Annotated in this window: 25 protein-coding genes; 17 read left to right on the top strand and 8 right to left on the bottom strand. The window is 74.8% G+C overall.

Features of this window, described 5'->3' with window-relative positions:
- Nucleotides 1-129 precede the first annotated feature (129 nt).
- The 12 genes from BM242_RS14180 (at nt 130) to BM242_RS14235 (ending at nt 15,548) form a co-directional block, all read left to right on the top strand.
- On the top strand, nt 130-309 hold the full coding sequence (locus BM242_RS14180; protein WP_093839184.1) for a hypothetical protein: 180 nt from the start codon (nt 130-132) through the stop codon (nt 307-309).
- Nucleotides 310-437: 128 nt separating this feature from the next.
- Nucleotides 438-1,046: an acyl-CoA dehydrogenase family protein gene (locus BM242_RS14185; protein WP_093839185.1), complete on the top strand. Its 609-nt coding sequence runs from the start codon at nt 438-440 to the stop codon at nt 1,044-1,046.
- Entirely contained in the window at nt 1,043-2,293 is a 1,251-nt protein-coding gene (locus BM242_RS29410) for an acyl-CoA dehydrogenase family protein (protein WP_175541411.1), read from the top strand. Before BM242_RS14185 ends, BM242_RS29410 begins: the two co-directional genes overlap by 4 nt.
- Complete coding sequence (locus tag BM242_RS14195) at nt 2,290-2,847, top strand: hypothetical protein (RefSeq protein ID WP_093839186.1); 558 nt, start codon at nt 2,290-2,292, stop codon at nt 2,845-2,847. The genes BM242_RS29410 and BM242_RS14195 overlap by 4 nt, the downstream gene beginning before the upstream one ends.
- Nucleotides 2,844-3,314 (top strand): GNAT family N-acetyltransferase, encoded by a 471-nt coding sequence (locus BM242_RS14200; RefSeq protein ID WP_093839187.1) that lies wholly within the window; start codon nt 2,844-2,846, stop codon nt 3,312-3,314. Before BM242_RS14195 ends, BM242_RS14200 begins: the two co-directional genes overlap by 4 nt.
- Complete coding sequence (locus BM242_RS14205) at nt 3,307-3,831, top strand: hypothetical protein (protein WP_093839188.1); 525 nt, start codon at nt 3,307-3,309, stop codon at nt 3,829-3,831. The genes BM242_RS14200 and BM242_RS14205 overlap by 8 nt, the downstream gene beginning before the upstream one ends.
- Nucleotides 3,825-4,466 carry a GNAT family N-acetyltransferase gene (locus BM242_RS14210; protein ID WP_093839189.1) on the top strand — a complete coding sequence of 214 codons (642 nt, stop codon included), beginning with the start codon at nt 3,825-3,827 and terminating at the stop codon, nt 4,464-4,466. The genes BM242_RS14205 and BM242_RS14210 overlap by 7 nt, the downstream gene beginning before the upstream one ends.
- Nucleotides 4,466-7,855, top strand: coding sequence for a S41 family peptidase (locus BM242_RS14215; protein ID WP_093839190.1), 3,390 nt, complete (start codon nt 4,466-4,468; stop codon nt 7,853-7,855). Before BM242_RS14210 ends, BM242_RS14215 begins: the two co-directional genes overlap by 1 nt.
- Nucleotides 7,852-8,610, top strand: a complete 759-nt coding sequence (locus tag BM242_RS14220) for a 4'-phosphopantetheinyl transferase family protein (RefSeq protein WP_093839191.1) — start codon at nt 7,852-7,854, stop codon at nt 8,608-8,610. Before BM242_RS14215 ends, BM242_RS14220 begins: the two co-directional genes overlap by 4 nt.
- Nucleotides 8,611-8,760: 150 nt before the next feature.
- Nucleotides 8,761-12,144 carry a type 2 lanthipeptide synthetase LanM family protein gene (locus BM242_RS14225; RefSeq protein WP_107365127.1) on the top strand — a complete coding sequence of 1,128 codons (3,384 nt, stop codon included), beginning with the start codon at nt 8,761-8,763 and terminating at the stop codon, nt 12,142-12,144.
- Between the two features lie 98 nt (nt 12,145-12,242).
- Complete coding sequence (locus tag BM242_RS14230) at nt 12,243-12,521, top strand: hypothetical protein (protein WP_093839193.1); 279 nt, start codon at nt 12,243-12,245, stop codon at nt 12,519-12,521.
- A 63-nt stretch (nt 12,522-12,584) separates the two neighbouring features.
- A complete protein-coding gene (locus tag BM242_RS14235) occupies nt 12,585-15,548 on the top strand; it encodes an ATP-binding protein (protein ID WP_093839194.1) in 2,964 nt (987 codons plus the stop codon).
- A 322-nt stretch (nt 15,549-15,870) separates the two neighbouring features.
- Here the strand turns inward: BM242_RS14235 and tpg are convergent, their stop codons facing one another.
- From tpg to BM242_RS30240, 3 genes are all read right to left on the bottom strand, one after another.
- A complete protein-coding gene (gene tpg, locus BM242_RS14240; protein WP_093839195.1) occupies nt 15,871-16,428 on the bottom strand; it encodes a telomere-protecting terminal protein Tpg in 558 nt (185 codons plus the stop codon).
- A 108-nt stretch (nt 16,429-16,536) separates the two neighbouring features.
- Nucleotides 16,537-18,612 carry a telomere-associated protein Tap gene (tap, locus tag BM242_RS14245; protein ID WP_245834075.1) on the bottom strand — a complete coding sequence of 692 codons (2,076 nt, stop codon included), beginning with the start codon at nt 18,610-18,612 and terminating at the stop codon, nt 16,537-16,539.
- Nucleotides 18,612-18,914, bottom strand: coding sequence for a helix-turn-helix transcriptional regulator (locus BM242_RS30240; protein WP_245834076.1), 303 nt, complete (start codon nt 18,912-18,914; stop codon nt 18,612-18,614). Before BM242_RS30240 ends, tap begins: the two co-directional genes overlap by 1 nt.
- A 268-nt stretch (nt 18,915-19,182) precedes the next feature.
- Between BM242_RS30240 and BM242_RS14250 the strand changes: the two genes are divergently transcribed.
- Nucleotides 19,183-20,571 (top strand): pyridoxal phosphate-dependent aminotransferase, encoded by a 1,389-nt coding sequence (locus tag BM242_RS14250; protein WP_175541412.1) that lies wholly within the window; start codon nt 19,183-19,185, stop codon nt 20,569-20,571.
- Between the two features lie 229 nt (nt 20,572-20,800).
- On the top strand, nt 20,801-21,874 hold the full coding sequence (locus BM242_RS14255; RefSeq protein ID WP_093839197.1) for a pyridoxamine 5'-phosphate oxidase family protein: 1,074 nt from the start codon (nt 20,801-20,803) through the stop codon (nt 21,872-21,874).
- Here BM242_RS14255 and BM242_RS14260 read toward each other — a convergent pair.
- The 3 genes from BM242_RS14260 to BM242_RS14265 are packed head-to-tail and all read right to left on the bottom strand — an operon-like array spanning nt 21,771 to nt 23,382.
- Nucleotides 21,771-22,823: a DUF6895 family protein gene (locus BM242_RS14260; RefSeq protein WP_139238334.1), complete on the bottom strand. Its 1,053-nt coding sequence runs from the start codon at nt 22,821-22,823 to the stop codon at nt 21,771-21,773. The genes BM242_RS14255 and BM242_RS14260 overlap by 104 nt on opposite strands.
- Before the next feature lie 4 nt (nt 22,824-22,827).
- Nucleotides 22,828-22,992: a hypothetical protein gene (locus BM242_RS29415; RefSeq protein ID WP_175541413.1), complete on the bottom strand. Its 165-nt coding sequence runs from the start codon at nt 22,990-22,992 to the stop codon at nt 22,828-22,830.
- A 9-nt stretch (nt 22,993-23,001) separates the two neighbouring features.
- The gene (locus BM242_RS14265) at nt 23,002-23,382 is read right to left on the bottom strand and encodes a hypothetical protein (RefSeq protein WP_093839199.1); all 381 of its coding nucleotides are present in this window, start codon (nt 23,380-23,382) and stop codon (nt 23,002-23,004) included.
- Between the two features lie 390 nt (nt 23,383-23,772).
- On the opposite strand from BM242_RS14265, the gene BM242_RS14270 reads away from it, so the two are divergent.
- Both BM242_RS14270 and BM242_RS14275 read left to right on the top strand, forming a co-directional pair.
- Nucleotides 23,773-24,264: a DUF2975 domain-containing protein gene (locus BM242_RS14270; RefSeq protein WP_093839381.1), complete on the top strand. Its 492-nt coding sequence runs from the start codon at nt 23,773-23,775 to the stop codon at nt 24,262-24,264.
- Complete coding sequence (locus tag BM242_RS14275; RefSeq protein WP_093839200.1) at nt 24,264-24,506, top strand: helix-turn-helix domain-containing protein; 243 nt, start codon at nt 24,264-24,266, stop codon at nt 24,504-24,506. Before BM242_RS14270 ends, BM242_RS14275 begins: the two co-directional genes overlap by 1 nt.
- 42 nt (nt 24,507-24,548) lie before the next feature.
- Here the strand turns inward: BM242_RS14275 and BM242_RS14280 are convergent, their stop codons facing one another.
- Nucleotides 24,549-24,743, bottom strand: a complete 195-nt coding sequence (locus BM242_RS14280; RefSeq protein WP_093839201.1) for a helix-turn-helix transcriptional regulator — start codon at nt 24,741-24,743, stop codon at nt 24,549-24,551.
- A complete protein-coding gene (locus tag BM242_RS14285) occupies nt 24,740-25,162 on the bottom strand; it encodes a purine-cytosine permease family protein (protein ID WP_093839202.1) in 423 nt (140 codons plus the stop codon). The genes BM242_RS14280 and BM242_RS14285 overlap by 4 nt, the downstream gene beginning before the upstream one ends.
- A gap of 252 nt (nt 25,163-25,414) precedes the next feature.
- Here BM242_RS14285 and BM242_RS14290 point away from each other — a divergent pair, with 252 nt between their 5' ends.
- Entirely contained in the window at nt 25,415-25,846 is a 432-nt protein-coding gene (locus BM242_RS14290) for a hypothetical protein (RefSeq protein WP_093839203.1), read from the top strand.
- Nucleotides 25,847-25,859: the final 13 nt, after the last annotated feature.

A 25,859-nucleotide genomic window follows, 5' to 3' on the forward strand; every position in this document is an offset into this window, starting at 1 on the left:
GCACAAAGCTGTCATTGACAGCCCGTATTCCGGCGCGGGAATCTCGATTCGCCACCGCCGGACGGGAATTCCCGCCACCGGAATGACGGGGGCGAACCGTTCTCGCATCTCACGACGAGGAGAATCACCATGGCAAAGGTTGCCACCAAGGCGGTTGCGGTCAAGGCCGTCGCCACCAAGGCCGTCGCCACCAAGGCGGTCGCCACGAAGGCCGTGGCCACCAAGGCCGTCGCCACGAAGGCCGTGGCCGCCAAGGCCGTGGCCACCAAGGCGGTTGCGACCAAGGCCGTCGCCGTCAAGGCCGCGTGATCGTCGGCGGTGTGGCGGCGGTGTTCCCTGTCGCCACACCGCCGCCGGACCCCCTCGGGCGAGAACGGACAGCACCACCGCACCACCGCACCACCCGGCACGGGAGAACACGGGACACGGAGGACGCCATGCGGGAGACCCTCGCGGAGTGCGAGCGGGCCGGCCACCGCGACGGCCTGGCGGCCGGCCTGGGGCCGGCGCTGGACGGCGCGGGCGCCGACGCCGCTCCGGGCAGCGTTGCCGCGCTGCCGTCCGCGGCGGTGCCCCCGCGGGCGTCCCTCGTACCCCACCCCCTGGCCGCCCGGGAGGGCGTCAGCTTCGTGCGGCGCCCCGCCCGGCACCGCACCGCCGCGCCGGAACGGCTCACCGCGCTGGCCGCCAGGCTTGCGGCGGTGCGGCTGGGGCTGACCCGGCGGCTGGCCGAGCGGGCCGTGGACCATCTGTCGGGGCGCATCGGCGGCGGGGAGCCGCTGATCCGGCGGCAGCTGGTGCTGGGCACGCTGGCCGACGCCCGGGTCGAGCTGGAGGTCGCGCGCCGCACCCTGCGGGTCGCCGGCACGCTGCCCGCCGCCGTGGCCGAGGTGCACGACCGGCTCACCGAACTGGACTGGGAACTGGCCAAGCTGCTGGGCGGCTCCGGCTACGCCGGCGACGGCGCCCTGCGCGGCGTCGTGGTGTCCCGGCTGGTGGCCAACTGCTGGGTCGCCCGGGAGGCGACCGGAGAGGCCGTCCCATGACCCCCGCCACCCCGGCCGCCGACGTCGGCGGCCGCACCGCCACCGCCGGCGCGGCCGGCTCCCCGGCCGTCGCTGCCGCCGCCACGGGCAGGGCCACGGGCACGGCCGCCGCGCGATCGCTGCCGCCCGCGGTCCGCGACCTGGTGGCCGGCTGCCGCGAACTCGGCGCCGAGCTGCGCACGCTGGCCCTTGCCGTGGACCGCGCCCCGGAGGACCACCGGCTGCTGCGCCGCTGCGGCGCCCTGGAGCTGCTGCGCGTGGTCGGCACCCCGGAACGTTTCCGGCCGCACCCGGTGCCGGCCTGGGCGCGTGAGTTCACCGCCTCCTGCCTGGGCCGGGTGGCGGCCAACATCGAACTCGCCCGCGGCGACGCCGGGGTGCTCAACGCCTGCGCGGCCCCCTCGCTGGCCGGATTCACCGTGGACGCCCTCGGCGACGAGCGCCAGCAGGAGCTGTTCTACGGCGAACTGGCCCGCACCGGATGCTGGACCTTCTTCGGCATGACCGAGCCGGAGCACGGCAGCGACGCCACCGCCCTGCGCACCCGGCTGGACCGGGACCCGGCCGGCGGCTTTCTGATGCACGGCACCAAGCGCTATGTGGCCAATGCCGAACGCGGTTCCGTCGGCGTCGTCTTCGCCCGCGTCGGACCGACCCCGCTGTCCATCCGGGCGGTACTGCTGAAGCGCCCGGCGCCCGGCTTCACCGGCTCCCCCCTGGAGATGCTGGGGCTGCGCGGAGCGCGCATCGGCGAGATGCGCTTCGACGCGGTGCCGGTGCCCGAGGAGCACGTCCTCGGCCGGCATCTGCCGCTGTCCCGGCGCGGACTGTGGGGCGCCAACCGGGCGTTCACCGTGGTCCGGCTGCAGATCGCCGCCCAGGCGCTCGGGGTCGCCCATGCCATCCACGACCAGGTGCGCGCCCTGCGGCCCGGCCGCCCCGGCCACGACCTGGTCACCGCCCGGCTGGATGCCGCCCGGCAGCTGCTGTACGACACCGCCGCCGAGGTGGACGCCCGGCCCGACGACCGGGAGCCGGCCTGCGTGGCCAAGCTGCACACCACCCATCTCGCGGTGCGCACCGCCCGCTGGGCCGAGCGGGAACTGCCGCCCAGTGCGCTGGCCGGGCACCCGCTGCTGGAGAAGTGGTGCCGCGACGTCTGCGCCTTCGAATTCATGGACGGCACCACCAACATCCTCCGGCTGGCCGTCGCACCCGCCCCCGCATCCCACAGGGAGGGTTCATGACCCCCACCGCGCACCGCACCGCGCCGCCCGCCGAGCCGGATACCGCGCCGGATACCGCGCCGCGGTGGTCCGGCCGTCCCCGCACGCCGGAGGACACCGACGCGGTGCTGGCGATGTTCACCGAGCCGGACTTCTACTACCGCACCGACCGCCCGGACACCCGGTCGGAGGCGGAGATCCTGCGGCTGCTCGACGACGACACCCGGCTGCTGCTCGCCGACGGCCGCCCGGCCGGGCTGTACGCGGTTCAGGCCGCGGGCGCCGAGCACGGCTGCCACTACCAGGTGGAGCTGCGCCTGACCGGCGAGGCACCGCTTGCGTGGTGGGTGTCCGCCTACCGGGAGCTGGTGCGCGCTCTGCGCTGGGAGCGCGAGGTGGTGCGGATCGCCCTGCCGCTGCACGAGTTCGACGACCGCGGGCGGCGGTTCGCCCGTGCCGCCGGCCTGACCGAGGAGGGCACCCTGGCCCAGGTCACGGCGCGCGGCGGCGGACGGCACGGCCGGGTCTTCTTCGCCCGGATCTTCCCGCCGGAACGGAAGGGGGCACCACAATGACCAGGCTGCGCGGATACCGCGGCACCGACCGCGGACTGCTCGCCGGCCCCTGGCTGCCGGGGGAACTGCTCGGCCTGCCGGTGGCCGGCCGGCCACCGCTGGCGGAACCGGCGGCGGTCGCCGAGCCGGACGGCACCGAGGGCGGGCCGGACGAGCTGTGCATCGTCCCGGACACCGGCTTCGTCCGCTGGACAGGTATCGACTGGGTCAACCGCCGGGCCCGCCTGGAGATCGGGCTGCACCGCCGCCCGGACGACCTTCCCGGCCTGCTGGCGGCGGCCGTGGAGCACGGCTTCCACGGCCTGAATCTGCACCGGCTGTACGGCTGGGTCACTCCGGCCGCGCAGCCGCCCGCCGCCGCGCTGGCGGCCTGCGGCTTCCGGCGGGAGGCCGTCGCGCCGGAGGGCATGTGGTTCGACGGCCGCGCCGTCGACCGGGAGATCTGGGGAGCGGTACGCCGTGACTGACAGCCTGACCGACACCACGACCGGCACCGCGGCCGGCGGCCCGGCCGCGACCGCCGCACCGCCCGAGGCCGCGGCCGGGAGGCTGGTGCTGCTGGACGCCCCGGCCGCCGCGGCGGCCCTGCGCGCCGCCGGGGACGCCGCCCGCGGCTTCCTGGACACCGACCCCGTCACCCAGAACGATCCCCTGCTGGCCCGCACCCTCACCGGTGCCGAGGCGCAGGTCTTCCGGTCCGGTGACGCGCTGGTCGGCTGGGCCCCCAATCCCCGGCAGCCCCGCCAGGCATACGTCGCCGCCACCTCCCCGGACCCGGCTCCGCTGCGCGCCCTGCTGGAGTTCCTGGCCGCCTACCGGCGGTGCACCTCCTGCCTGGCGCTGGTGCCGGAGGGCAGCCCGATGGCCGCCGCGGTCGCCGCCTGCGGCTTCACCGCCACCGGCGTGCTGCCGGGCCACCTCTTCCAGGGCGGCGCCCACCGGGACGTCCTCGTCCACTTCCGGAAGGCGGAGAACCCATGCTGAACGCGACCATCCGGCACTTCACCGAGGACGACATCCCACTGCGGGCCATGCTGCTCCGCGACCCGCGCTTCCAGGCGAACCTGACCGACTTCGCGGTCTCCATCGACGACGAGACGCTGTCCGCCGACGTGCGCACCACCATCGCGGAGCGGCAGCAGGAGAAGCGGATCTTCACCATGTGCACCCCCAGGGGCGAGATCATGGGGTTCTGCTGGATCACCTCGGTGGACTGGCGGAGCCAGACCTGCGAGCTGTCCTTCGGGGTCTTCCCCCGCTTCCGCGGCGGGCCGGGTGCGCTGGCCGTCCAGGCCGCCCACGACTATCTGCGCGCCGAGCTGAACATGCGGGTCATCGTCAACCAGGTGCTGGAGCACAACACCATGCTGCAGTCCGCCGAGACCCTGGCGGCCAGCCGGCAGGTGCGCTGCGCCTATGACTCCTACACGGTCGGCGAGTGGCGCTCGGCCTGCTACTGGAGCCTCACCGAGGAGGACGCGCGGGCCGAGCTGGAGGCCCGGCAGGCCCGCCATCGCGAGCTGGTGGAACGCATCCGCAAACGCGGCCGGCGCCGGGGCGCCAGCCCGGACGGCACGCCGGACCGGGACGGGTCCCCGCCCGTGGCGGGAGCTTCCTGATGCCCGGTTACCTGCGCTTTCCCACCCTGCACGGCGAGACGATCGTCTTCGCCTGCGAGGACGACCTGTGGAGCGTCCCGGCCGGCGGCGGCCAGGCACGCCGGCTGACCGCCGGTGTGTCCGAGGCCGCCCGCCCCCGGCTGTCCCCCGACGGCACCCGGGTGGCGTTCACCGGCGCCGACGACGGCCCCACCGAGATCTGCCTGCTGGACCTGGCCGGCGGCGGCCCGGCCCGGCGCCTCACCTACCAGGCCGCCCGCTGCGCCACCGCCGGCTGGCATCCGCGCACCGGGGAGATCCTCTACGCCTCCGCCGCCGAACAGCCGGCCGGCTTCGGCAACCGGCTGTTCGCGGTGCACCCGGACGGCGGCCCGCCGCGGCTGCTGGGCCCGGGGACCGCCGACGCCGTCGCCCACGGCCCCGGCGGCCGGGTGGTGCTCGGCCGCAACACCGGCGACCCGGCCCGCTGGAAGCGCTACCGCGGCGGCTGCGCCGGCGAGCTGTGGATCGCCGACGGCGAGGCCGGGCCGTACCGGCGGCTGGTGTCGCTGCCCGGCAATCTGGCCTTTCCGTGCTGGGCCGGGGACCGGATCTGCTTCGTCAGCGACCACGAGGGCACCGGGAACGTCTACTCCTGCCGTCCCGACGGCGGCGATCTGCGCCGCCACACCCACCACCGTGACTTCTACGTGCGTCATCTCTCCGGGGACGGGCGGCGGCTGGTCTATCAGGCCGGGGCCCGCATCCATCTGCTCGACCCTGCGGCCCCCGGCAACGGCGACGGCAGCGACGACAGCGACGACGGGGCCGGGCCCCGGCCGGTCGACATCCGGATCACCTCCTCCCGCGACCGGTGCGGACGCCGTTTCGTCCCGGCCGGGGAGCATCTGGACGGCGCCCGGCTCAGCCCGGACGGCAGCCGGCTGGCACTTGCCGCCCGCGGCCGGGCGTTCACCCTGGCCCCCTGGTCAGGAGCGGTGCGGCGGCACGGCCGGCCCGAGGGCGTGCGCCACCGGCTGCCGGACTGGCTGCCGGACGCCTCCGCGCTGGTGGCGGTGGCCGCCGACGACGGCCCGGAGGAGCGGCTGGTGCTGCTCCCCGCGGACGGCACCGGCCCCGAACGGGAGCTGCTGGCCGGCGGCTTCGGCTGCGTCACCGAACTCGCCGTCTCCCCCGCCTCCCCGGTGGTCGCCTTCGCCACCAACCGGCAGGAGCTGTGGACGGTGGACGCCGCCGCGGAACGGCCCGTCCCCCGGCTGCTGGACACCGCCCGGCACGAGCGGATCGAGGACCTGGCCTGGTCGCCGGACGGCCGCTGGCTGGCCTACACCTTCCCCCTCTCGCCGCAGACCTCCGCGATCCGGATCGCCGACGTGCCCGCGGGCCGGCACCACCAGATCACCGAACCGGTGCTGCGGGACAGCTCGCCGGAGTTCGACCCGGAGGGCCGGTATCTGTACTTCCTCGGCCAGCGCACCCTGACCGCCGAGTACGACCAGGTCCTGTTCGGCCTGGGCTTCACCTTCGGTGCCCGGCCCTACCTGGTGACGCTGCGGGACGGCGATCCCTCGCCGCTGGGGCGGGGGCCGGAGCAGTCCGGCCCCGCCGCCCCCGCCGGCGACGAGCCCGGCAGCGGCCCCGAGGAGACCGGGGACGGCTCCGCGCCGCCCGCGGTGCGGATCGACCTCGACGGCATCGCCGACCGCGTGGTGCCGCTGCCGGTCCCCGAGGGCCGCTACACCGCGCTGACCGCCCTGCCCGGACGGGTGCTGGTGCACGCCGCCCCGGTCACCGGCCCCGATCCGGACGCCTCCGGCACCGGGGCCGGTGCCGAGGCCGCCGCCACCGTGACCCTGGTCGACCTGGCCGCCGGCGAGGTCGCCGAGGACTGCCTCGGCCCGGTGGACGAACTGTCCGCGGACCGCCGCGGCGGGGTACTGCTGTACCGCTCCGGCACCCGGCTCCGGGTGCTGTCCGCCGACCGGCTCGACCAGTACGACCCCGACGCCCCGCCCGGACGGCACAGCGGCTGGGTCGACCTGGACCGGGTCCGGGTCGAGGTGCGGCCGGAGGCCGAGTGGCGGCAGATGTTCCGGGAGGCGTGGCGGCTCCAGCGGGAGAACTTCTGGGACGCCGGCATGTCCGGGCTGGACTGGGACGCGCTCCACGCCCGCTACGCCCCGCTGGTCTCCCTGGTCGCCTGCCGTTCCGAACTTTCCGACCTGATCTGGGAGCTGCACGGCGAGCTGGCCACCTCGCACGCCTACGAGCAGGGCGGCGACCACCGCACCCCGCCCGGGCAGCAGCCGCAGGGATTTCTCGGCGTCGACTGGCGGGCCGGGCCCGGCGGCACCGGACGGGACGGCTGGCGGATCGCCCGGGTGCTGCGCGGCGACCCCTGGCAGAGCGGTGCCACCTCGCCCTGCCGGGGCCCCGGCACCGGCATCCGGCCCGGCGACACGGTCACCGCCGTGGACGGCCGCCCGGTGGGCCCGCCCGGCCCGGGCGAACTGCTGGTCGGACAGGCCGGCCGGGAGGTGGAGCTGACGGTGCGGCGGGACGGCGGCGGGCCGCCCCGGCAGGTGACGGTCCGGACCGTCGGCAGCGAGACCCGTGCCCGCTATCTGGACTGGGTGGCCGCCAACCGGCGGGCTGTGCACGAGCTGTCCGGCGAGCGGCTCGGCTATCTGCACGTGCCGGACATGATGGGCACCGGCTTCGCCGACTTCGTGCGCGGTTTCCTCGGTGAACTGGACCGGGAGGGGCTGGTGGTGGACGTCCGCTACAACACCGGCGGGCACATCTCGCCGCTCCTGCTGGACCGGCTGGCCCGTCCCCGGGCCGGGGTGCAGCGCGGCCGGTGGAACGGGCTCACGGTCCATCCGGCGGAGTCCCCGCCCGCCGTCATGGCCGTACTGGTCAACGAACACACCGGCTCGGACGGGGAGATCTTCGCCCATCTCTTCCGCGCCCAGGGGCTGGGCAGCCTGGTCGGGCGGCGCACCTGGGGCGGGGTGATCGCCACCTGGCCCCGGCATGTGCTGGTGGACGGCACCGTGACGACCCAGCCCGAGTACCGCTTCTTTCTGCGCCAGGCCGGTGACCTGCTGGAGAACCGGGGGGTGGTGCCCGATGTGGTGGCCGACCCGCCGCCCTTCCGCGACCGGTCCGGTGCCGGGGACGGACAGCTCGCCGCCGCCGTCGCACATCTGCTGGACCGCCTCCGCCGCCCGGCGCCGCCCACGCCCGGCGCGGACGGCCCCGCCGCGGACGGCGCCGAGCCCACCCGGAGCTCGCGGGCCTCGCGGACCCCGGAGACCGCGGACACCTCCGAGGCCGCCGTGCCCGCCGGGGCGGCGGCCTCCCATCCCCTCGGGAGGCAGCGATGATCGCCCCGGGTGAAGTACACCTGTGGCTGGTGCCCGTCCATGTCCGGCCGGGCTGGCCCGGCCTGCTGGACGCCGAGGAGCAGCGGCGGGCCGCCAAGCTGGAGGGAACCCCGGCCCGGGACGTGTTCCTCACCTCCCGCGCGGCCCAGCGCCTCATCGGCTCCCATTACCTGGGCGCGCGGCCCTCCGACATCGTGATCGAACGAGGCTGCCCGCGCTGCCCCGGTGCCCGGCACGGCCGCCCGGTCTTCCAGGGCGCGGCCATCGACTACTCGGTCTCGCACACCAGGAGCTGGCTGCTGCTGGCACTCACCGGGACCGGCCTGGTGGGCGTGGACATCGAGGAGATGGACTCCTTCCAGAACCCGGAGGCCATGTCCCGCACCATCCTCAGCGAGGCCGAGCGGGCGCACTTCGCCCAGCTCACCGGCCCGGAGCGGGCCAGATGGCTGCTCGCCGCCTGGACCCGGAAGGAGGCCGCGCTGAAACTGACCGGGCTGGGACTGCGGGCCTGGCCGCACCGGGTGGACGTGAGCGGGGCGACGGTGCGGGCCACGGCGCCCGAGTGGCCGTCCTGCACGGTCCACCTCTACGGTCTGGCGGCGCCGGACGGGCATGCCTCGGCGCTGGCCACCACCGAACCACTGGTCGCCGTGCACCGGTTCGAGCTGCCCGAGAGCATGCACCGCCCGGTCCCGCCCGCGGTGCGGGCGGCCGTTCCGGCGGCCTCCGGCCGGCTGCTCGTCGCCGGATGAGCCGCCGGACGGGACGGCCGCCGGACGGACCCGCGGACGGCCGGCCCCCATGCGCCCCCGTCCCGGACCCCCAGGCCGCGGGCCGGGGGCGGGAGAATGTGGGGGTCGTTTCCCCATGAACGTGGTGTGGTGCTCTGTCACGATGCTTGCGTGACCAGCGCATCCGTCCTCGCCGGCCAACCGCCGCGGACTTCGCTCTCCCCCTGGTGGTGGGCCCCGGGCCTCACCCTCGGGGAGCGGCTCGCCGCGCCCGACCGCCCGGAGCCGGTTCCGGCGCGGGACGATGCCCCGGCGCGCCCCGCGGAGCCGCGCGGGCAGCGCGGGCAGCACGCTCCGGCCGGGCTGCACGAGCTGAGCCGGGGCGGGCTGGCCGCCCGCCTCGCCCGGCTCGGCATCGACGACCGCACCCTCGCGGCGCTGTGCGCGGAGCCCGCCGACCGCCTCGGCGCCCGGGCCGCCAAGCCGTCCTGGGCGGCCTTCACCGAACGCGCCCTGGCCGCCGCCCCCGAACACCCCGGACCCGGGCATCTGGCCCCGGACCCGGAGGAGTCCGCCGCCGGCCCGGCGGGCGCGGAGGTGTTCACCCCCGCGCTGCGCCCGCTGAGCGAGACCGCCGTCCGCGCGGTGGCCGACCAGGTGACCGGGGACCGGTCCGTCGCCACCGGGATCGCCGGCCACGGCGAGTCCCCGGTCGACCTGGCGTCCGTCTGCGCCGGCCTGGAGTTCCGGCTGCGGCTGCGGCTGGCGGAACTGGCCGCCCGGGCCCTGGTGCTGGAACTGGACCGGGCCCGCGGCGAGGGCCTGCTGGACGGCGCGGGGCCACGCGAACGGTTCGCCGATTTCCTGCGGCAGGTCGCCGGACGCCCCGGCCTGGCCCGGCTGTTCGGCCGCTACCCGGTGCTGGCCAGGCTGCTCGGCCAGACCGCCGAAGGGACCGCCGAGGCCGCCGCCGAACTGCTCACCCGGTTCCGGGCCGACCGCAAACGGATCGTCGCCGACCTGCTGCGCGGCCACGACCCGGGGCCGCTGGTCACCGTCGAGACCGGCCACGGCGACCCGCACCAGCGGGGCCGGTCCACCGCGCTGCTGCGGTTCACCGACGGCACCGTCGTGGTCTACAAGCCCCGGCCGCTGGACCAGCACGTGTTCCTGGCCCGGATGGCCGACTGGCTGGACGGCAAGGTGCCCGGCCTGGGCCTGCGGGTGCCCGCCACGGTCACCGGCGACGGCTACGGCTGGATGGAGTTCATCACGCACCGCCCGTGCCGGTCGGTGCCGGAGGTGGCCCGCTTCCACCGGCGGCAGGGCGGCCTGCTGGCCCTGTTCCACGCCGTGGACGGCGTGGACATGCACTGCGAGAACATCATCGCCTGCGGCGACCAGCCCGTCCCCATCGACGCCGAGACCCTGCTCCACCCGACCGTGCCCGAGGCCACACTCACCCGGCCGGACCCGGCGGGCACCGCGCTGGCCGGGTCCGTGCAGCGCACCTGTGTGCTGCCGCAGCTCCTGATCGGCGAGCACGGCGCGGTGGACATCTCCTCGGTCGGCGGCCGGCCGGGCGGCACCCTGCCCACCGGGAAGGCCGTCTGGGACGGCGCGGGGACCGACCGGATGCGGCTGGTGCACCGGCCCGCGCCGTTCGGCGGCAGCCGCAACCGGCCGCTGCCCGGGGACGGCCAGGCCGGATACGCCGACTTCGAGCTGGCGCTGCTGGCCGGCTTCCGCTCCGGATACGACGCGGTCGTCGCCCACCGGGAGGAACTCCTCGGCCCGGACGGCCTGCTGGCCGCGCACGGCACCGGCACCGGCCGGGTCATCCTGCGCGCCACCCGCCTGTACACCGCGCTGCTGGGCGAGATGACCCACCCGGAGCTGCTGCGCTCGGCACTGGCCGGGGACGCGCTGTTCTCCGCGCTGTGCACCGAGTCGGCCGGCGACCCGGTGCGGCAGCGCCTGGTGGAGGAGGAGATCAGCGATCTGTGGTCCGGGGACGTGCCGGTGTTCTTCCAGCGCACCGGCGACCGGGCACTGTGGACCTCGCGCGGGGACCGGGTGCCCGATGTGCTGCCCGGGCCGAGCCTGGACGCCGCCGCCGCGAAGATCGGCCGGATGAGCGAGGTGGACCGGCACGACCAGGAATGGATCATCTCGGCCGCGCTGGCCACCACCCGCTCCGACCCGGGCGCGGCGCACCGCCCGGCCCCCGCCCGGCTGCCCGCCGCCCCGTCCCTGGCGCCCGCGCCCGAGCTGCTGCTCGCCATGGCCTGCGGAATCGCGGACGAGATCGTGGGCCGGGCGGTGCACGGGTCCGGCCGCGCCAACTGGCTGGGCCTGGAACTTGTGGAGGAGTCGTACTGGACGGTGCTGCCGATGGGCGCCGGGCTGGCCCAGGGCTACTGCGGGGTCGCCCTGTTCCTGGCCCAGCTCGGCGAGCTGACCGGCGGTCACCGCTACCGGGAACTGGCCCGGGCGGCGCTGGCCGCGCTGCCGGAACTGCTGGCCATGCTGGCCGCCCGGCCGGAGCTGGCCCGGGCGGTCGGGCCGGGCGCCCAGCACGGCCTGGGCGGCATCTGCTACGCGGTCTCCCGGCTGGCCACCCTGCTCGGCGACGGCCTCGACCGGTGTCTGCCGCCCGCCCTGACGGCCCTGGCCCACGCCACGGCCGGGCCCGGACCGGCGCAGACGCAGGCCGGGGACGGCGCCGGGCCGCGGCCGGTGCTGGGCGTGGCGGCCGGACTGGCCGGCGGGCTGGCCGCGGCCGAGGCCGTGCACCGCGAGCACCGGCTGCCCGGCGCCGCCGAGCTGGCCGGCCGCATCGCGGACCGGCTCGGCGACCGGCTGATGGACCGGCTGACCGACCAGCTCACGGCACCGCCCGCGGACCGCGGTGCCGTCACCGCCCCGTCCCCGCCGCCGGGCTTCGCGCACGGCGACGCCGGCATCGGCTGGGCGCTGGCCCGGCACGCGGGCCGCACCGGCCGGCCCGCGCCGCTGGCGACCACGCTGCTGCGGGATGCCGTGGCGGCGGGCGCGGCCGGGGAGCACCCGGCGGCCTGGTGCTCCGGCCTGGCCGGGATCGCCCTGGCCGCCGCCTCCGCCCCGCACCTGCCGGACCCGGCGGACCCTGCGGACCGGGGCGACGGCCCGCTGCTCGCCGCGGACGACGCGGCCCGCTGCGCCCGTCTGCTGGCCGGCACCTCGCCGCAGGCCGATCTGAGCCTGTGCCACGGCGAGTTCGGCGTCCTGGAGACGCTCACCGCCCTGGGCGCGGACAGTCCCGGGCTCGCCCGGCGCACCGGTCTGCTGCTCGGCTCCCTCCAGCAGCACGGGCACGGCTGCGGCACCCCCGGCCGGCTGCCGTCCCCGGGCCTGCTCAGCGGCCTGTCCGGGATCGGCTACGCCCTGCTCCGGACGGCCTTCCCGGCCACCGTGCCGTCGGTTCTGCTGCTGGATCCATCCGTCCCGCCTCCGGCCGCCGGTGCCCCGGCGGCTCCGGCGGCCCGTCCCGCTCCGGATCCGACGGAGACCTGAGTCCCTGCCCGCCCCGTCCTGCTCGTCCTGTCCTCTGCCCGCTCTGACCTTCCCCCCGTCCCAGGAGAGGCACCCTCATGACCGGTCAAGGAGCCCCGATGGAACCGTCCGCCCTGCCGTCCGCCGACCCGTCCGTCCCCGCCGCCCCCACGCAGACCACCGCCGCCGATGCCGCCGCCGAAGCCGCGGAATCCGCGGCCGTGTCGGAAGACTTCGCCGAAGACCTCGGGGAGCCCGGAGCGCAGCCCGCGGGGAAGACGGGCCTCTTCGGCAGAAGCGGTGTCTGCGCCGGGGTCCGGGTGCTCGCCGGACTCACGGTCGGCAGCGGGGTTATCGCGACCTTCGGGGGAATCGACACCACGGTTTCCATCGTCTGACGCCTCGGTCACCACTGATTCGCACTCTCCATCTGTGCGCGTTCTGCCGCTACGATCGCTCACATGGCTGTACGTGCAGCGGAGATTGTCGGCAGAGAACAAGAAGTTTCCTTTCTCAGCGACATGCTGAACGGCACTGCACGCAGCCAAGGACATGCCGTCTTCCTGGCCGGCGAGGGCGGGATCGGCAAGTCCCGGCTGGCGGCCGAGACCGCCGGCGTGGCCTTCGACCAGGGCATGCGCGTGCTCCGGGGCCGCAGCAGCACCATCGGCCCGGTGGTGCCGCTGCGGCCCCTGGCCGAAGCCCTGCTGCCCCTGTTCCGCGGCGCCGAGCCCCTGGAGGCGCTGGACGACCCGCACCTGGCCCCTTACCAGCCGGTGCTGGGACGTCTGGTGCCCGACCTGGGCGAATCGGCCGGCGACGGCGCCAACGACAACACCTCCATGGTGGTGCTGGGCGAGGCGCTGCTGCGGCTGCTGGCGGCCCTGGGCCGGAACCGCGGCACGCTGCTGGTGATGGAGGACCTGCACGACGCCGACACCGAGACCCTCGCCGTCATCGAGTACCTCACCGACAATCTGGCCCATCTGCCGGTGCTGGTCCTGGCCACGGTCCGGGTGGAGGCGTGCCCGGCGATGGACCTGGCGCGTGCCGCGGCCCGCCGCCGGGCCGGCACCCTGCTGCGGCTGCCGCTGCTCAGACGGCCCGATGTGGCCCGGATGGCCGGTTCCTGCCTGGACGTACCGCCGGACCAGGTCCCGCGCGAGGCCCTGGACCGGCTGTGGAGCGACAGCGTGGGCAACCCCTTCCTGGTCGAGGAGCTGCTCCAGTCCATGCTCAGCAGCGGCGCGCTGGTCCGCTCCGGGGACGGCTGGCGCGCGGTGGGCGATCTGCGCAGCGAGGTGGCCAGCGCGCTGATGTGGGGCACCGTGCACCGCATCGACCGGCTGGGCCCGCAGGCCACCATGCTGCTGTCGGCCGCGGCCGTGCTGGGCCGCCGCTTCTCCCTCTCGGTGCTCCAGCGCATCACCGGCCTGGACGACCGCAGCCTGCTGAGCCATCTGCACGCCGGGGTGGCCGCGCAGTTGGTGGTCGCCGACGAACCCGCACCCGACTGGTACGCCTTCCGGCACCCGCTCACGGTCGAGGCGATGCTCGCCCAGCTCACCCCGATCAGCCGGGCCGAGCTCTCCCAGCGGGCCGCCGAGGCGATCGAGGCGATCCACCCGGAGCTGCCCGGCGAGTGGTGCCCGCTGGCCGCCGGTCTGCACGCCGCGGCCGGCAACTCCTCACGGGCCGGCCGGCTGTTCACCACGGCCGGCCGGCGGGCCCTGGCCGACGGCGCGGTCGGCTCCGCCATCTCGCTGCTGGGACGGGCCCAGAACCTGCTGGCCGGCGGCACCGGCCCGGCCGACCCGGGCGCCCGGGCGGAGGCCCTGGAAGGGCTCATCCCGGCGCTGGCCGAGGCCGGGGACTTCACCCGCGCCTACAGCCTGGCGGGCAGCGCCCGGGAGCTGGTGCGGGCCGGCCTGAGCGCCCCCCGGGTGGCCGCGCTGCACACCAAGCTCGCCAAGGCGGCCCATATCGCCGGGCGGTGGGCGGAGGGCAACGACCAGATCGAGCAGGCACGTTCGCTGCTGGGGCCGGACCCGGACGAACGGCACACCGCGCCCATCGACGTGGTCGCCGCCTATCTGGCGCTCGACACCCCGGGCCCGGACCGCACCCGGCACGCCGAGGCGCTTGCGCGGCGGGCGGTGGAGGCGGCCGAGCGCCACCGGCTGCCGCAGGTGGCCTGCGAGGCCTGGCAGATGCTGGGGGTCCTGGCCCGCCGCCGCGATCTGGCCGAGGCGACCTCCTGCTCCCGGCAGGCGCTGCGGCTGGCCGAGAAGCACGACCTGCCGATCCAGCAGCTGTACGCGCTGGTGCGCATCGGCGGCGACCGCTGGCTGGCGGAGGGCGATTCCGGGGGGCTGGCCTCGGCCCGCGCCGAGGCGAAACGTCTCGGCGCGGTCACCGTGATGTACACCGTGGACTCCATCCTGCTGCTCCACGCGGTGCTGCGGGGCCGCTTCGCCGAGGCGCTGCGCGACAGTGAGGAATGCCTGTCCACCACCTCCCGGATGCGGCTGGCGCCGATCGTCCGCTATGTGCTGATGGCGCGTGCCACCGCCGCCGCCCACCGCGCGGACCGGGAGGCCATGGACCGGGAGCTGGCCGCGTTCGAGCACTGGAACGTCAAGGGCGCGCAGGAGGAGGGCCTGGCCATCGGCCTGGCCAGGGTCTTCTGCGCGCTGCTGGAGGAGGACCGGCCCGGTGCCCGGCGGGAGCTCGCCGCCCTGATCGCCATGGAGGAGGCCAACCCGTCGGTCTTCCACCTCGGCGGGCGGCACGGCCTCGGGCTGCTGCTGCACGTGCTGGCCGGCACCGCCGGCCGGGAGGAGTTCCGGCGGCTGGCGGACACCGCGGTCGGCCGGATGCGCTGGAACCGGCAGTTCACGCTGCTCGCCGACGCCGTGCTGCTGGGCCGCGAGGGCCATCCGGACCGGGCGCTGGCCGCCGTCCGCCGTGCCCAGGAGGCCGCCGAACCGTATCCCACCGCCCGTCACCTGGGGCTGCGGCTGCTGGGCGAGGAGGCCATGTCCGCGGGCTGGGGCGATCCGGTGGGCTGGCTGCGGCGCGCCGAGCACTTCTTCCAGGAGTCGGCGATCGTCACCGCGGCGGGCGCCTGCCGGGCGCTGCTGCGGCAGGTCGGCGCCCCGGTGCACCAGCACCGCACGGGCACCGACCGCATCCCGCTCCAGTTGCGGGCGCAGGGGGTGACGGTACGCGAGTGGGAGGTGTTCCAGCTGCTGCGCGAGCGCCTCGGCAACAAGGACATCGCCCGCCGCCTGCACATCTCGCCGCGTACCGTGGAGAAACACGTGGCGAACCTGATCAGCAAGACCAGCCAGGACAGCCGCGAAGCCGTGTGCGACCTCTCCGCCGCCCTCACCCCCGCGCCCGACCCCCCCGACCCGCGCTGACCTCACCGCACCGGACTTCGCCGGACGGGGCCGAAAGGCGGTCCGGGCTCGGCCCCAAGGGGATTCCCGCCCAGGGTTCCCCTGGTCACCGACCTCCGACGGCGTCACCCGCCCCGGAAAGCGCGAAGAGACCCGGCGCAGCCACGAGCAGGCCTCCCGGCTCCTCCCTGTTCCCCAGCCTCCGTCCGTCCCGGCACAGCACCGATCCGCCCCCGGCCACCGCGGTCTCCGCTTCCCAGGTCACCAAGCCCTCACCGACACCTGACCGGCCGGCGGCACCGGCCGGTCCCGGAGCCGCTGCCGCGGAAGCCCCCCCGGGGTGTCACAGCTCCAGATTCAGGTAGTCGACATCGGAGATCTCCACGTCCAGCCCGTCCGCGCGCCGTCCCCGGTCGCGGAAGTACGCGTGGCCGAGGCCGTCGGCCAGGATCCGGGCGAGCCGCTGCTCGTCGGCTCCGGCCTGGTGGGCGGCGAGGAGCTGCGCGGCGGTGCCGGGCGGGAGCTGTTCGGTGATGCGGCGCATCCTGGGGTCGTCGGTGGAGCCGCCGGCGGCGGTGAAGCCGAAGCGGGCCCGGGTTTCCACGGTGATCCCGGCCCGGGCGGCCCGCTGGACGGCGCGTTGCCGGAGCCGGGGCTGCCAGGCGCGGCGGATCTCGCGTTCGATCGCGGCGGCCAGGCGGGGGGTGGGCCGTTTGGCCTGCCCGGCGAGGTAGCGCTCGACCTGCCGCTGGGAGCAGCCCAGCCGGACGGCGGTCGCCCGGGTGCTGCCCTTGTCGACGGTGCGCACCAGGTAGCGCACCCGGACCTGCGGGCTCCTGGGGACGGGGCGGGTCTGGGTGGCCTGCAATGCGGCTTCGATACCGTCGGCGATCTCACCCACGGCCCGGCGCCTCCTCCCGGGCCTCGCCGGCCTCCGGGGTGCCGGGGCGGCAGGCCCGGCAGGAAACGGCCGCGGTGGCGGGCACGCGGGTGAACAGCCCGCTGTTGGTCATGCCCCGCCCCCGTCCGTCGCGTCCTTGATGTGGCGGGCGGGGTTGGCGCCCTGCTCCAGCAGTTCCGCGCAGCGCCAGAACGGCATGCTGCCCTCGTGCTTGACCATCCCGGGCGAGACCCCGGGGCGGAAGGTGCCGGGCGGCGGTTTCCCGGTGGCCGGGTCGTGCGGGAGGACGTCCAGCGGGGACGGCCCGGGCGCGGGGTAGACCACGCAGTCCGACAGCACCGCGACGGGGAACAGCCCGGCCGCCTCGGCCGTCTTGCGCATCTTGCGGTGCATGTTGGTGCGGGCCTGGGCGATGACGGCGGCCCGGATGTCGGGGCGCCAGGTGGGGCGGTCGAGTGCGGGCCAGCGCTCGCCGGGCCGGTAGCCGGCGCCCTGCGGGCGCTCGCGGAGCTTGCCGATGCCGCCCTTGACGGTGGCCTTGATCGCGGACAGCACCGCCACCGCGGCCGGGTCGGCGGTCTTGTGGTGCTCCATGGCGGCGAGGAATGCGCGCGGGGAGAGGTCCTTGGTGACGCCGAGGTCGGCCATGGTGGCGAGGTAGGCGTCGCGCAGCCGCTCGTACCAGGGATCCAGGTAGGGGCCGGACTCCGGGCGGATCCACGCCTGAAGGGGGCGGATGCCGTAGCCGAGTTCGGCGGCGTAGGCGAGGGTGGGGGTGGCGTACCAGGCCGGGCCGGTGGGGCGGCGGCCGTGCGGGGTGAACGGGCTGGGCAGCCGCGGGTCGGTCTCCACGTGCGAGAGGTCGACGTACCAGCTTCCCGGGACCCTGGCGTCGAAGCGGGGGCCGTCGGTGTGCACCGGCTCGCCGAGGCCGACGGTGAGGCGGTTGGCGGCGGCGGCGAACGCCATGTTGACGTCCAGGCCGACCGCGCAGGGCATGGCGCACTCCGCGTCGCTCAGCAGCTCGGGGTCACGCACCCACTCGTAGGCCTCCTCGTCCAGCACCGCGTCCGGGGCCCGGCCCTGCGCGACCGGGTGTTCGTCCGGGGCCTCCGGGGGCGCCGGATCCACGGGGGTGGTGAGGGAGCCGGGGACGGGGCCGGAGGCCCAGCCGCCGTCCGCGGTGCGCACCGCGCGGCTCGGCGGGCGCAGCGCCGTCATCAGTTCCAGCCCGGTGACGGCCGTGGAGCCGCGGGGGGTGAGGACGCGGGAGGCGTAGGTGCCCAGCACCCGGGCGATGTCGGCGGCGGGCATGGTGGCGGTGCCGCCCCAGGCGCGGGGATCGAGCGCGTCCCAGGGCAGCACGGCCAGTTGCACGCACTGCCGGCGCCCGCCGCGCTCCACCGGCCGGTAGATGCGGGCCCACGGGCCGAAGCCGCGCCTGGTGAGCTGCCATCCGGCGGCCAGGACCTCGCGGACCACCGGGTGGTCCCCGGCAAGGCGCAGCCCGCGCCGGTCCGCCAGCCGCCCCGGCAGGCCGAGGCGCGCGGCGGCGCCGGGGGTGAGGACGACCAGCGGGTCGCCGTCCCGCCCGGCGCGGTGCAGCCTCGGCTGCCCCAGGCCGGTGTCCAGGGCCCAGGCGACCAGGTCCGGCACCGTGGCGGCCGGGCACTCCAGGGTCCGGCCGTTCGCGAGATGGCCGGTGCCGGTGCCGTCCAGCACCGCCAGCGGCCCCGCCGGGAAGGCCGCATCGGAGGGGGCGGCCGGAGCCGGGTGGCGCCGGGCGGCCGGCTTCTCGGCCACCGGCCGGCCGCTTGGCGCCGGTGCGGCGGCCGGCGCGCCGGTGGCGGAGTGGCCGGTGGCCGGGGTCCGCGGCGCTTCCTCGCGGCCGGGTCCGGGCACCCGACCCGTCTGCGGTTCACCGGGTGCCGGGTAGCGCTGGGCCAGGCCCTGGAGCAGTCGGCTGTAGGCGGCGCGGCGCCGGCCGCTGGGCTCGCTGCGGCCGGTCTCCCATCCGGCGACTGTGGGGGCGGTGACGCCGAGGGCGCGGCCGACTCCGGCGCGGGTCAGGCCGGCGGCGAGCCGCAGCCGTTCCCGCTCGGCCGCCTCGGGCAGCGGCTCGGCCTGCTCAAGCAGCGCGTCCACAGCCGCGAACAAGTCGCCATCGTGGTGCCGGCGGCTCATCAGGGTGCCTCCCGCCCGGGTACGGCGGGATACTTTTCGGCAAGCCGGCGAAGGAAGTGGGCGTAGGCGGCGCGGCGCTGCCCGGACGGCTCGCTGCGCCCGGCCTCCCAGGCGACCAGGGTCGTGCGGCTCACCCGCAGGGCGCCGGCCACCTGGTTCTGGGTGAGACCGTCGGCCCTGCGCAGACGCCGGCGCTCGGCCGCGTCGGGCAGGTCCCGGGGCCGGTCGATCAGGGCATCGACAGCGGCCACCAGGTCATGGCCCGCCTCGGCCATCCGGATCGCCTCCACCCCAGGGCTCACACTGCGCTTTGCACAGAACCTAGCATTCCTGTGCACCCTTCGATGTGCACAACTCCTTCCACCGGCCCTTCCACCGGTTGCCACCGGTGTCCGGCCCCGGCTTCGCCGAGGCCGAAGGAGCATCTCGCGGCACGCCGCCCCGGGGAGGACCGGCGCCGTCCGCGCCACCTCCCGGCGGTGCGGCCTTCCGGGGGACCCGGGGCGCCGTCTTCGCGTGGCCGGGGTGCGGCGCATGGTCTCGCCGTGCAGGCCTTGCCAGCGTGGGACCATGACGCCGCAGGAGACCGCGGACGCCGCCCTGGTGCCGGCGCTCCGTATCGCCGATCCCGAACAGCGCATCGCCGCCTACCACGCCGCCACCGGCAGAAAGCTGGTCAATCTCGGCATCGCGGACAATGTGCTGCTGTACGACTCGCTGGACGAGCACGTCTTCGGCCGGGTGCGCCTGGGCGAGGACGACATCCGTTACCTGTCCCCGCCCTATGGCACCGCCCGGCTGCGGGAGAAGGTCGCCGCGCTGCTGCGCGAGAACTTCTCCGCGGTCATCGACCCGCACAGCGACGTCTTCGCCACCGCCGGCGTGTCCGGCGCCCTGGAATCACTGGCGCTCGCGCTGCGCCAGGGCGGAGTGCTGCGGCAGGGCGACGGGGTTCTGGTCCCCACCCCGTGCTGGCAGGGCTTCCGGTGGTGCTTCGAGCAGCGCCCCGGGCTGCGCCTGGTGCCGGTGCCGACGCTGAAGCGCAGCGGCGGCGGCCGGGAGCACTTCGGCCTGATCCTGAAGGACCTTCAGCGGGCCTACTGTGCCCAGCGGACCCCGCCCCGGCTGCTGGTGCTGACCAATCCGGGCAATCCGCTGGGGGTCAACCATCCGGCGGCGCTGCTGGAGGACATCTGTGCCTGGGCGCTGGAGCAGACGGACATGCATGTGGTGTCCGACGAGATCTATGCCTTCTCCCAGATCGAGGGCGCGGACCCGCCGTTCACCAGTGCCCTGTCCCTGGAGGTCTGCCGGCGCCGCCGGGACCGCGTGCACCTGGTGTGGGGCCTGGGCAAGGACTTCGGTCTGTCCGGTTTCCGCGTCGGCTTTCTGGTGTCCGCCTCGCCCCAGGTCCGGAGCGTGCTGGCGGGTGACGAACGGCACAAGTCCGTCTGCTGGTTCGGGCCGCTGGACTCCCTCAAGGGCGCCTACCTGAAGCTGCTGTTCCAAGTGCCGGACGAGGGAGCGGAGGATTCCGGGGACGGGGCCGGGGAGTGGTATCCCCGCGCGCTGATGCGGCTCTACCGCCGCCGGCTGACCGAGGCCCGCGGGGACGTCGCGGGCGCGCTGGGCCACGCGGACATCGACTACGCGGGCCGGGGCGAGCCGGGGCGCAACCCGGCCCAGTTCTTTCTGCTGGACCTGCGGGCCCATCTGGACCGGGTACCGGTCGGCGGCCCGGCCCTCTTCCCCGAGATCGACCGCAGGGAGGCGGCCCTGGAACGGTGGCTGCGGGACCGGGCCGGGGTGCAACTGCTGCCGGGAGAGACCCTTTCCTGCCCCCGGCCCGGCTATTTCCGCATGTGCTACACGGCCTACCGGCCCGGCACCGTGTGCGGCGCGGTCGCCGGCCTGCGCCGCGCCCTCGACGACCTGCCGCCGCCCCCGGCCGCCGGGTAGGCCGCGGCGACCGGGGGGCGGGCGGCACCGGTCCCGGCGGGGTCCGCCGGGCGGTGGACGTTCCGGCGTTCGGCGGTATCGGGGGCCGGAGGCGGGACCGAAGGAAGGGACAGCACGCCTTCGCACATCCCCGCGGCGCCCCCGCGGCCGGCTCGGCTCCGCCGGACGGTCCCGCGCCGGGCGGGTGCCATCCGCGGGTCCGATCCGGAGGGAAGACTGGAGGGAAGAGATGACAACTGCGCGGCCGGCACCGAAGGTCGACCGTCTGAGCCGGAGCGAGGTACGTCTGGAGAAGGACCGGGGCAGGTGGGTCACCGAGAGCCTGTCCGTCCTGGGCGGGAACCTCGGGGGAAACGAGGCCGTGATCTCGCTCGTGCCGCCCCCCGGCGGCGGCCCGCCCATTCCGGCGGAGCCGGGTTTCCGCGCGTCGGGGGAATGCCTGCTGCACCAGGTGCGGTTCGCGCTGCCCGCGGACCGGGGCGGCGAGTACCGGCTGGCCGTCGGCGCGAACGCGGACGGCAGCGCGTCCAGCCCCGTGACGGTTGTCGCAAGCAATGCGCCGAAATCGGACGAGTACCCCAGGGACGAGTACACCTCGCATGCCGGGGACCCCTATGGCGACAGGCGGTTCGACTACCGGAAGTCGACCGTGACCGCCATTGTGCGGGCCGGCTTCGTCTGCCACATCGGTTTCGTGGAACACCCCGGTTCCGGCGGCTCCGGAAGCGCCGGCCGGCCCTCCATCCCGCGCGTACTGCCGTCCCTGTACGCCCCCTTTGTCAAGGACGGCACGGTGGACTCGCTCTATGTGCACGGCTCGGCCGTCTCCCGGCTGACGCAGCTGGTCAGGGCCAACAAGGACGACGCCGGCTTCCGGGTGTGCGTCACGGTGAACGAGGTGAACGGCGTGGTGCTGGGGCGCTCGCTGTTCCACCACAGCATCAACTACCGCTCGGCCGTGATGTACGGCAGACCGGCCTTGGTGCCCCGGGCACAGAAGCGAAGGGCCTTCGAGATCCTCAACGACCACCTGGTCCCCGGACGCGGGAACGACCCCGGAGTGCGCACCCCCAGCGTGTGCGAGCGGGAAGTGACCGAGGTGATCCGCATTCCCGTCACCCACGCCTCCGCCAAGGTCCGGCAGGGCGATGTGGGAGACGAGGAGTTCGACACCGAGGCCGACAGGTGCTGGGCGGGCGTCATTCCCCTGCGCCAGGTGTACGGCCCGCCGCAGACCGCGGCCGGGGTGGGCCCGGCGCACCGCGTCCCCGACTACGCGCGGAACTTCCGGCAGCAGCAGTGAAGGCGCCGGGCGTCCCGCGTCCGCCGGCTCCGGCACGGGCCGGAGTCCGTCCGCTGCGGTCGAAGGCGGCCAGTGCCGCCAGTGAGACCAGGGTCGGGTGATAGCGCTCGGCGAATGTGCGGCCGACGTGGCCGGGGCACGGATGCGCGGGCACCCCGCCGTCCGGATCTGCGGCCGCAGCCAGCGCCTCGGCCGCGGTGCGGATGGAGGCACCCGCGGGGCAGCCGGTCTGGAGAAGGGCCGTCACCGTCTCGGCGACCAGGTCGGCATCGCGGCGGCGCAGCCAGGCGGTGACCGAGTCCTCCAGGTAGACCCGTACCCAGGCCGCTGCCTCGGTGGACCAGCCGGCGGGCCGCTGCCCCATCAGGGTCGCGTAGAAGGTCAGGTGCGTCAGGTCGTATGCGGTCTGCCGGGAGGACCCCGGTGGGCCTGCGGTGCGCATCAGTGCTGCCAGTCCGGCGTGGACGGCCGGGCGGCAGTCGCCCAGGCCGATGAGGTCACGGGCGAAGGCCGGGGCGGCGTCGCCGCTGTCCGTGGTGCCGGGCAGCCCGGCCAGCAGGGCCGTCGCCCGGGACCGGGTGCGGGAGCCGCGCCGTGTGATGGTGCCCAGCACGGGAAGTGCCAGCAGGGGCAGACGGCCCGGTACGGTCCGGGCGGCGGTGGCCGCCGCCCGGACCGTGTCCGCCCCGCGGCCACGGTGCAGACCGGTCCACAGGGCATGTGCCATGCGGTTGGCCCAGACCGCATACGGGTCGCCGGGCGGTGTGGTGTCCAGGGGCCGGGTGAGACCCAGCAGGACGATCGAGAACTCCGTGATCCGGTTGAGCCCGTCCAGGGCAGAGCCCGGCAGACCCGGGAGGCGGAGGAACTGCGGAAGGTGATTCTCCAGCCATTGGCACTGGAGAATTCCGGCGTGCCCCATTTCACCGGCGGAGTCCGTCGCAGTCATGAGCTCATCCCCGGCCGGTGGCGCGCCGGAGGGTGCGCAGCCGGCGGGGCAGCGGGAACATCTTGTTGAGCAGGTCCCTGCGGTGGGCGCAGCCGCAGCGGTCTCCCGGGGCCGCGCCCAGTGTTCCGGTGACCAGGGCGATGAGGTCGCCCAGGCCGCTCACCCGCACGCCGGTTCCTCAGCCCACCTGGTGGAGAGAGACGTCGCAGGAGCTGGACTCGGGCGGTGCGACGTGCAGGTTGTTCTTGGAGATGGTCAGCCGCACGGCCCGCCCGCTGCTCGCGTCGTCGCTGGTGAGGAAGCAGTAGAAGTTCTCCTTGCAGGTCCAGTTCTGGCCGTCCGCGCGGAAGACCACATTCCAGTAGTCCTTTCCGGTGCGGAGAAAACCGGTCCAGAAGCCTGCCTGCATTCCACTGGCCGTCTTCCCGTTCTCGACGGACTCCCAGGAATGGTGGTCGTAGTGGTCGGTGTCGTAGCGGTGGTTGGCCGTGAGGCTGGTGATCGTCCCGCCCCAGTTGTTCACAACCTCCACCGGCAGCCACGAATTCGGAACAGCCATGTGAGCCTCCAGGTTGCTCGCCTGTACTCCGGTGGCGCTTTCCTACCGCAAGGCCGTGCGAAGAAAACTCCGCGATCGGCAGGGCGGACGCAGTTCCCTCACGTGAGGGTATGGAATTACTTCAGGTGATCGAATTTTTAAGTCCATGCGAATATATGTTCGTGGGAGATGGCTCGCCCCCCGCACAGGAGCAGGTCCCGACCACGGTCCGCCCCGTGGGCGGGCCCGCGCTCGGCGCGGGACGACGCCGCGGGACCCCGCGGGACCGCGCCGAGCGCTGCCGCGGCGGGGACCCGAGGAGGCCCGAACCGAACGCGACGGGGTCCACCACTTGCCGGCACCTACCGTTTTTCGATAGATTCCCATCGTGTTTCGATTGAAGGAGCAATGATGGGAAAACTGACCGTGCTTGCGCTGCGGGTGGTGCTGCTGGCGCTCCTCGCCGGGTCACTGTTCGTCCAGACGGTGATGGTGGCGCTGCTGTCCCTCGACCTGGAGGGCAGTGCGCTCGGCGACCGGCGCTTCCCGATCCTGGCGATTGTGGTCCTGGGCATCATGACGGCCCAGACGGTGCTGGTCTGCGTCTGGCGGCTGGTGACGATGGTGCGGCGCGGAACCGTGTTCTCCCACGCCGCCTTCCGTCATGTGCACATCGTGATCGGCGCCTTCGTCGCCGCCGCGCTGCTGGTGTTCGCCCTCGGCGTGGTCCTGGCCCCGGGCGAGGCCGTGGCCCCGGGCATCGTGCTTCTGCTGGGCGGGGTTTCGCTGGCGGTCTTCGGGGTCGCGCTGATCGTGCTCGTGCTGCGGATGCTGCTCGCCCAGGCCGTCGCGCGCGACATCGAGGCGACCCGGATGCGGGCCGAACTGGAAGCGGTGATCTGATGCCGATCGTCGTCGACATCGACGTGATGCTGGCCAAACGGAAAATGTCCGTGGGGGAACTCGCCGAGCGCGTCGGGATCACACCCGCCAACCTGGCGGTGCTCAAGAACGGCCGTGCCAAGGCGGTCCGTTTCACCACGCTTGCCGCCCTCTGCGCCGCCCTCGACTGCCAGCCCGGCGACCTGCTGCGCTGGGAGGCCGACAGACCGGCGGACGAGCCGCTTCGAGCGGCCGGCCGGTGACAGGCCGACGGCGGCCCTCGGCGCAGGCACGACCCAGGCGCTTCATTGATCGTCGAGAAACACCTCTTCGATCTTCAGACCGAAGAGCTTGGCAAGACGGAAGGCGACCGGAAGGCTCGGGTCGAACTTCCCTGTCTCGATGGCATTGATCGTCTGCCGTGACACGCTGACCCGCCGGGCCACGTCGGCCTGCGTCCAGGAGCGTTCGGCCCGGAGGTCCTTGATGCGGTTCTTCATCGGTATCTGATCTTTCCGACGAGGACGGCGCCCAGGAAGACGACTCCCAGCAGGACGGGGAAGAGCGCTGCGATATCGAGGTCGTGGGTGACGAGGTCGGCGGCGTCCGCGACGACGTAGGCGAATCCGCCGACCCACCCCGCCGCGAGGGTGACCTCCAGCGCATCCTGCACGATCTTCCGCTGCAACTCGTCCTGTGCCCGGAGAAAGCGCGAGAAGGCGGCGATCCATCCGATGCCGGCGGCGAGATTGACGGCCACCGCGGCCCAGCTCGCCGCCGGCTGCTGCGAATCCCACCAGTTTTCCGGGCCGAACCTGGCCAGGGCGAGCGTCGCCGCCCAGGCGAATGTCCAGAGGACAAGTCGAACGGTTGTCCTGACCGAGTCCCGGTAGTCCCCGGCCGCATGGTGTGCTTGCACGAGTTTGTCTCCCGCAGCGTTGAGTCAAGTCTGCTTGACAGACTAGAAGTCCGCCCGGCGCGGTGTCAAGTTCACGCGACATCGGCCGGGCGGAAAGGCCGGTGCGGGGGCGGGAGGGGCACGCGCCGTGGTGGCCGCCGCGCGGGACGGAAGTGCTGCGGGCACCCCTGCGTGCCCCCTGTTGCGCACCGCGGGGGGACGTGACGGTGGAACAGCAGGGACAAGGACTCCGGCAGAGGGGACACCGGCACCGTGCTTCATTTCCACATCGGCGGCAGGCTCAGGGACGCGTATGCGTATCACGCCAACGGCGCCCTGTACGACCCGAGACTGCTCACCCTCCTGGTCATCCCCTCACCCGCAGCCTCCCTCGACGACACCCCCGACCTTGCGCAGCGGTGGGGACGCATGTGGCTCAGCCTCGGCACGATTCCCGGCAGGGACCGGGAGATCGTGGTGGCCAGGGCGTACAAGGCCGAGAGCGGGACCTGGCGAACGTCCGAGCTGGAGGTGGATTCCCACCGGCGGATCCATGTGGGTGTCGGCCCCGGCACCCAGAAGATCACTCTGGGGAAGCGAAGGCCGTCCGCGGGCGCCGGTGAGAACCGCGACCCCATCACCTGGCTTCTCGAAGTCGAAGGCATCACGACTGCCGCCGGGCCCCGGGAGGAGCAGTTCCTGTGACCGGGGGCCGCCG

Source organism: Streptomyces aidingensis (assembly GCF_900112355.1).
Taxonomy (GTDB): domain Bacteria; phylum Actinomycetota; class Actinomycetes; order Streptomycetales; family Streptomycetaceae; genus Streptomyces; species Streptomyces aidingensis.

Bases quoted from the DNA above. Each gene is read 5' to 3' on its own strand.
- BM242_RS14180 (WP_093839184.1), top strand. From the start codon at position 130: ATGGCAAAGGTTGCCACCAAGGCGGTTGCGGTCAAGGCCGTCGCCACC.
- BM242_RS14185 (WP_093839185.1), top strand. From the start codon at position 438: ATGCGGGAGACCCTCGCGGAGTGCGAGCGGGCCGGCCACCGCGACGGC.
- BM242_RS29410 (WP_175541411.1), top strand. From the start codon at position 1,043: ATGACCCCCGCCACCCCGGCCGCCGACGTCGGCGGCCGCACCGCCACC.
- BM242_RS14195 (WP_093839186.1), top strand. From the start codon at position 2,290: ATGACCCCCACCGCGCACCGCACCGCGCCGCCCGCCGAGCCGGATACC.
- BM242_RS14200 (WP_093839187.1), top strand. From the start codon at position 2,844: ATGACCAGGCTGCGCGGATACCGCGGCACCGACCGCGGACTGCTCGCC.
- BM242_RS14210 (WP_093839189.1), top strand. From the start codon at position 3,825: ATGCTGAACGCGACCATCCGGCACTTCACCGAGGACGACATCCCACTG.
- BM242_RS14215 (WP_093839190.1), top strand. From the start codon at position 4,466: ATGCCCGGTTACCTGCGCTTTCCCACCCTGCACGGCGAGACGATCGTC.
- BM242_RS14220 (WP_093839191.1), top strand. From the start codon at position 7,852: ATGATCGCCCCGGGTGAAGTACACCTGTGGCTGGTGCCCGTCCATGTC.
- BM242_RS14230 (WP_093839193.1), top strand. From the start codon at position 12,243: ATGGAACCGTCCGCCCTGCCGTCCGCCGACCCGTCCGTCCCCGCCGCC.
- BM242_RS14235 (WP_093839194.1), top strand. From the start codon at position 12,585: ATGGCTGTACGTGCAGCGGAGATTGTCGGCAGAGAACAAGAAGTTTCC.
- tap (WP_245834075.1), bottom strand. From the start codon at position 18,612: ATGAGCCGCCGGCACCACGATGGCGACTTGTTCGCGGCTGTGGACGCG.
- BM242_RS14250 (WP_175541412.1), top strand. From the start codon at position 19,183: ATGACGCCGCAGGAGACCGCGGACGCCGCCCTGGTGCCGGCGCTCCGT.
- BM242_RS14255 (WP_093839197.1), top strand. From the start codon at position 20,801: ATGACAACTGCGCGGCCGGCACCGAAGGTCGACCGTCTGAGCCGGAGC.
- BM242_RS14260 (WP_139238334.1), bottom strand. From the start codon at position 22,823: ATGACTGCGACGGACTCCGCCGGTGAAATGGGGCACGCCGGAATTCTC.
- BM242_RS14265 (WP_093839199.1), bottom strand. From the start codon at position 23,382: ATGGCTGTTCCGAATTCGTGGCTGCCGGTGGAGGTTGTGAACAACTGG.
- BM242_RS14270 (WP_093839381.1), top strand. From the start codon at position 23,773: ATGGGAAAACTGACCGTGCTTGCGCTGCGGGTGGTGCTGCTGGCGCTC.
- BM242_RS14275 (WP_093839200.1), top strand. From the start codon at position 24,264: ATGCCGATCGTCGTCGACATCGACGTGATGCTGGCCAAACGGAAAATG.
- BM242_RS14280 (WP_093839201.1), bottom strand. From the start codon at position 24,743: ATGAAGAACCGCATCAAGGACCTCCGGGCCGAACGCTCCTGGACGCAG.